The following is a 5,809-nucleotide window of genomic DNA, read 5'->3' on the forward strand; positions in this document are numbered from 1 at the left end:
ATATTAAACCCGGTTCATCAGCAGTGCCTGTAGCAAATTTTCCGTTACTTATTTTAGCAGGCACACCCGATACGTCAGGATAATTATAATCTACACCTTTTAAATACACCACAGTTTGTGCACCATCACCATTTTGCAGCAATGCTTTTTCTTCGGCAATTAAAGAAAAATTTTGTACAAATGGCTGCTGTTTAATTTGAGTTAATTGTGCAGGGGTAATAAAAAATGTTTTTCCTTTACCGGGCATAATTTTAATATCGGTATAGAATGAAGCGTATAAAGATTTTACCAATCCTTCAAAACCATTAAAAACACTAAGCACTAAAATTTGGCAGCAGGTGGCAAACGCAATAACACCCACCGTTACCCATGCAATAATATTAATGGCATTTGCGCTTTTTTTTGCTTTAAAATATCTCCAGGCAAAAGTGAGGTACAATGTTAATTGGTTAAATGGTTAATTAGTTGAATCAAAAAATAATTCATCCAATATTCTGCAACTTCAATCAGGGCTTTGTTCTTTTCCGTTTTTTCCCCCATCGGGGGAGATAGGGGGGGCTTCATTTATTTCCTTAAACAGCTTATCTATCTTTTCTGCATATTCCAAAGTATCATCTATATAAAAAGTTAGCTTGGGCATACTCCTTAATTGGTGCCTTACCCTGGATGTTAATTCTTTTTTTATTTCGTGGGCATGCTCCTCAATTTTTTTTAAGGCAAGATCATTATCTTTTACTTTAAAAAAACTTAAATAAATACGGGCATCAAAAAGATCGGGAGTAATTTTTACGCCGGCTATAGAGACCATGCCGCCATCAATCATATTTAAACCCAGGCGTTGAAAAATATCGCTCAGCTCTTTATTCAGCAGCCCGGCCACCTGCTTTTGTCTTTTACCTTCTAACATAATGTTTACGCTTTAATAGCTGTAAAATTAGTTACTTTGCTGCTATTTAGGTTATTTTTAAAACAATGAAGAAATACGCAAGGCTGTACAGCTACCTTACTGCATATAAAGCAAATATTGGGTTATACTTTTTATTTATACTGTTATCAATTGTTTTTTCAATTATTTCAATTGGCTCTCTGCCATTTTTTATTAAAATAATATTTGATCCATCTAATACACTTGTGGTAAAACCACAACACATTACTTCTTCTACAGATTTTATAAATTTTATTAGTTATTACTTACAGCAAACGGCTGTTGAGCATGATAAAATGTATGTAGTTGTAATTATTTGTGTGTTGGTATTGGTAGCGGTATTTCTAAAAAACCTTTTCACTTATTTATCTTATTACATTATTACTCCAATGCGTAATGGCGTAATGAACCGGTTAAGGGAGGAGTTGTTTCAAAAACTTCTGCAAATGCCAATTGGTTATTTTACCGAAAGACGTAAAGGTGATATTATGAGCCGTATGACTAATGATGTGGCTGAATTGGAAACATCGGTTGTGGGTACGGTAGAAGGATTGATTAAAGACCCTTTAAATATCATCATTCTTTTAGGGACGTTAATATTCATCAGTCCAAAACTTTCTTTGTTCCTGTTAATATTCTTACCGCTTACTGGTTTTATCATTGGCCGAATAAGCCGGGCTTTAAAAAAGCAATCTAATGATTCTGCAATAAAGCAAGGCGAGGCATTATCGGTACTGGAAGAAACATTGACTGGGTTGAGGGTTATTAAAGCATTTACAGCAGAAAAAATAATTGGTAATAAATTTAGAACTACCAATAACGAACTGTTTCATATAAAAAACAAGATGCAGTACAGAAGAGATCTGGCTTCTCCATTGTCGGAATTTTTGGGAGTGTTAGTGCTTTGCGGCATCCTTTATTTTGGTGGTAAATTGGTATTAGGCGATATGGTTTTAGGTAATAACGATAGAAGCTTATCAGGTGCCGGTTTTATTATGTACATAGGGATTTTTACACAAATTATCAGCCCGGCAAAATCATTATCTACTTCATTTTATAATATGCAAAAAGGCACTGCTGCCATTGCAAGAATTGAAGAAATGCTGAAAGCTCCGGTAACTGTAGAAGAAATCACTAATCCAAAATCAATTGCTGCTTTTCATACTGCTATTGAGTTTAAAAATGTTGGTTTTGCCTACGAAGATGCTGTGATATTGAAGGATATTAATCTTACTGTAGAAAAAGGAAAAACTGTAGCATTGGTTGGAAGCAGTGGTTCAGGAAAAAGTACACTGGCCGACCTGGTACCGAGATTTCATGATGTAGGTAGTGGTACATTATTTATTGATGGGAATAATATAAAAGAATATTCATTGGATCAATTGCGCAGCCTGATGGGTATTGTTACGCAGGAGCCCATTTTATTCAATGATACTATCGCCAGCAATATTGCATTGGGCAAACCTAATGCAACAAAAGAAGAAATTGAAGCTGCTGCAAAAATTGCTAATGCCCATAATTTTATTATACAAAAAGAAAATGGTTATCAAACAAACATTGGCGACCGTGGCAGTAAATTAAGTGGCGGCGAAAGGCAACGCATAACCATTGCAAGGGCAGTATTAAAAAATCCTCCCATTTTAATTTTAGACGAAGCCACTTCATCATTAGATACCGAAAGCGAACGTTTAGTACAAGATGCCATAAATAATTTAATGAGCAACCGTACCAGCATTGTAATTGCCCACCGCTTAAGCACCATCCGCCACGCCGATGAAATTATTGTATTGCAAAAAGGAGAAATTGTAGAACGGGGTACGCATGACAGTTTACTAATGCAAAATGGATTTTATAAAAGGTTGGTGGATATGCAGGAAGTGAAGTAGATAAATCTATCCAATAAAAAAGAGAATGAAGTTACTCATTCCCTTAAACTAATTCCCAATTACAAATTCCTTTCTTACTTCACCGAACCCATCTTAGCCTCAATGCTTAATGTTGCATGTGGCACAGCACGTAAACGGGCTTTATCAATTAATTTACCGGTAATGCGGCAGATGCCGTAAGTTTTATTTTCAATACGCATCAATGCTTTTTCCAAATGATCAATAAAAGTGATCTGGCGGCTTGCCATCTGGCTTAACTGTTCTCTTTCCATACTCATACTGCCATCTTCCATCGTCATGTAACGGGCATCATCATTATCGCCACCCATTTCATCTTTACGGGTAATTAAACCCTGTAAATAAGCAAGCTCTTTTTTAGCAGATTCTAATTTACGCTGAATCAATTCTCTGAATTCGGTTAAATCGTTATCGCTGTATCTTACAATTGGTGCACCCGGATCGTTTTTAGGCTGATCCAACACAGACTTTGTAAAATCGGGCTGATATTTCCGGGCAGTCTTGGTATTGATTTTTGGCAGCACTACAGGTTTTGGTGGTACTACTTTAATATCCTTTGCTTTTACAGCAGCTGTTGATTTTACGGGTACAGCTTTTACTTCCACTTTTTTCACTTCAACTTTTTTTGCCATAGGTTTTTGTACCGGCTTTTTTACAGGTACCGATTTTTTTGATACTGATTTTGATAGAGGTTTAACAGCTTTTTTTACAGGAGCCACTTTTTTAGCTACTGGTTTTGGAGCTGGCTTTTTTGCTTTTGCAATTGGTTTAGCAACCTTTTTAGGAGCAGGTTTGCTTGCTTTTTTTGCAGGCACTGACTTTTTCGGGGCTGATTTAACGGGTTTAGTTGCCTTGCCCTTTGGGCTGGCCGGCTTTTTTGCCGCTGGTTTTGCAGCTTTCTTTTTAGTTGCCATATTCTACTCCTTTTTTTATAACGTTCACATTTATAATGGCTTCGTTAATTTCAATAGCGTTACCATCGTTAATTTCAGGCAAAAACTCCAGGGAATCTGCAAGAATTTCGGCGCAAATATAGGTTTTATATTCATTAAATGATGCTTCAAGACCCTCATTTGCAGATACTTTTACAATAATTCTGTCGGTTAAATTAAAGCCACTTTCCTTACGTATGGTTTGAATACGATTTACAAACTCACGGGCTTCGCCTTCTTTTTTTAAGGTATCGCTGATAGTAATATCAAGCGCCACAGTTAATGATCCTTTGCTGGCCACTTCAAAGCCGGGTATCTCGTCGGTAGAAACCTCCATATCTTCTGCACTTATGTAAATGGGTTCTTCACCTTTTGCAGTATAATCAGTATTTAAAAGAAAATTACCTTCCTGCACTTTATCAATAGTAGCATTGTCGAACTTTACAATTTCTTCCGCCGCCCATTTCATTTTTGCACCCAGCTTTTTACCCAGGGTTTTAAAATTGGCTTTTGCTTTTTTTTGGATAAAATTATTATCATCTGCAAGTACTTCAATTTCTTTAATATTGGTTTCGGCTTTAATAATATCTTCCACCAGTTGTATCCTTTGCACCATTTCTTTATCAATAACCGGTATAGAAACTTTTTGCAAAGGCTGACGCACTTTTATATTTACTTTTTTACGCAGCGATAATATTAGTGAAGAAGCATCCTGCGCCAGTTGCATCCTTTTTTCTAAATCAGTATTAATAACTTCTTCTTTAGATTTTGGAAAAAGAATATGATGCACCGATTCGTTTTGATAACGGTTGCTTACATCGTTTAAATTAATAAATAACCAATCCGCAAAGAATGGTGCTATTGGTGCAATTAATAAAGACAATGTTTCTAAACATTCATATAATGTTTGATACGCACAAATTTTATCCTGCTCATAATCGCCTTTCCAAAAGCGGCGGCGGCATAAACGTACATACCAGTTGCTTAAATGAGCGTCAACAAATTCTTCAATAGCACGGCCTGCCTGTGTAGGCTCGTAATCATCCATACTTTGCTGTACCGATTTTATTAATGTATTTAAAGAAGATAAGATCCACTGATCAATCTCGGGCCTGTCTTTTACAGCAACGTAATTTTCTTTAAATGCAAAGCCATCTACATTGGCGTACAAAGCAAAAAACTGGTAGGTATTATAAAGCGTACCAAAAAATTTGCGCTGCACTTCTTTTATTCCTTCTGCATCAAATTTTAAACTGTCCCATGGGCTGGCATTGGTGATTAAATACCATCTTGTAGCATCGGCGCCAAATTTTTCCAGTGTTTCAAATGGGTCAACCACATTGCCTAAACGTTTGCTCATTTTATTGCCATTCTTGTCTAAAACAAAACCGTTGCTTACAACAGTTTTATAGGCAACAGAATCAAACAATAAAACTCCAAGTACATGTAAAGTGTAAAACCATCCTCTTGTCTGGTCAACACCTTCGGCAATAAAATCTGCCGGAAAAGATTTTGCAAACGCTTCTTTATTTTCAAATGGAAAATGATGCTGTGCATAAGGCATGGCACCACTATCGAACCAAACATCAATTAAATCGGGCACACGTTTCATGGGTTTGCCGCTGGCAGATACCAAAGTAATATCATCAACATAAGGTTTGTGTAAATCTAAAATGCCTTCGTGCAAATAATGTTTGTTGGTTTCTCCACCTAAAACTTCAGCCGCTTTTCTTATTTCAGCATTTAACTCTTCAATGCTACCCATACATTTTTCTTCTTCTCCATCTTCAGTTTTCCAGATGGGCAAAGGTGTTCCCCAAAACCTTGAGCGGCTTAAATTCCAGTCCACCATATTTTCTAACCAGTTACCAAAGCGGCCTGTTCCCGTGGCAGCAGGTTTCCAATTGATAGTTTTATTAAGCTCCACCATCCTTTCTTTTGCAGCAGTTGTTTTAATAAACCATGCATCCAACGGATAATAAATAATTGGTTTATCAGTGCGCCAGCAATGCGGATAATTGTGTTCGTATTTTTCTACTTTAAAAGCC

At 36.5% G+C, this 5,809-nt stretch carries 4 protein-coding genes and 1 pseudogene; 1 reads left to right on the plus strand and 4 read right to left on the minus strand.

What is annotated here, in order from left to right; translation table 11 throughout:
• A pseudogene (locus ACY65O_RS18005) lies at positions 1-439 on the minus strand (FtsX-like permease family protein); the annotation flags it as partial.
• A gap of 63 nt (positions 440-502) precedes the next feature.
• Complete coding sequence (gene rbfA / locus ACY65O_RS18010) at positions 503-907, minus strand: 30S ribosome-binding factor RbfA (protein WP_462222247.1); 405 nt, start codon at positions 905-907, stop codon at positions 503-505.
• A gap of 65 nt (positions 908-972) precedes the next feature.
• On the opposite strand from rbfA, the gene ACY65O_RS18015 reads away from it, so the two are divergent.
• A complete protein-coding gene (locus tag ACY65O_RS18015) occupies positions 973-2,811 on the plus strand; it encodes an ABC transporter ATP-binding protein (protein WP_462222248.1) in 1,839 nt (612 codons plus the stop codon).
• A gap of 74 nt (positions 2,812-2,885) precedes the next feature.
• Here the strand turns inward: ACY65O_RS18015 and ACY65O_RS18020 are convergent, their stop codons facing one another.
• Both ACY65O_RS18020 and ACY65O_RS18025 read right to left on the minus strand, forming a co-directional pair.
• Positions 2,886-3,743 (minus strand): TraR/DksA family transcriptional regulator, encoded by an 858-nt coding sequence (locus tag ACY65O_RS18020; RefSeq protein WP_462222249.1) that lies wholly within the window; start codon positions 3,741-3,743, stop codon positions 2,886-2,888.
• On the minus strand, positions 3,733-5,809 hold a 2,077-nt coding region (locus ACY65O_RS18025; protein WP_462222250.1), incomplete at its 5' end, for a class I tRNA ligase family protein. The genes ACY65O_RS18025 and ACY65O_RS18020, both read right to left, overlap by 11 nt.

The sequence above is a fragment of the Ferruginibacter sp. genome, assembly GCF_031430955.1.
Taxonomy (GTDB): Bacteria; Bacteroidota; Bacteroidia; order Chitinophagales; family Chitinophagaceae; genus Ferruginibacter.

Excerpts from the sequence above, each read along its gene's own strand:
- rbfA (WP_462222247.1), bottom strand. The coding sequence starts at position 907 with ATGTTAGAAGGTAAAAGACAAAAGCAGGTGGCCGGGCTGCTGAATAAA.
- ACY65O_RS18015 (WP_462222248.1), top strand. The coding sequence starts at position 973 with ATGAAGAAATACGCAAGGCTGTACAGCTACCTTACTGCATATAAAGCA.
- ACY65O_RS18020 (WP_462222249.1), bottom strand. The coding sequence starts at position 3,743 with ATGGCAACTAAAAAGAAAGCTGCAAAACCAGCGGCAAAAAAGCCGGCC.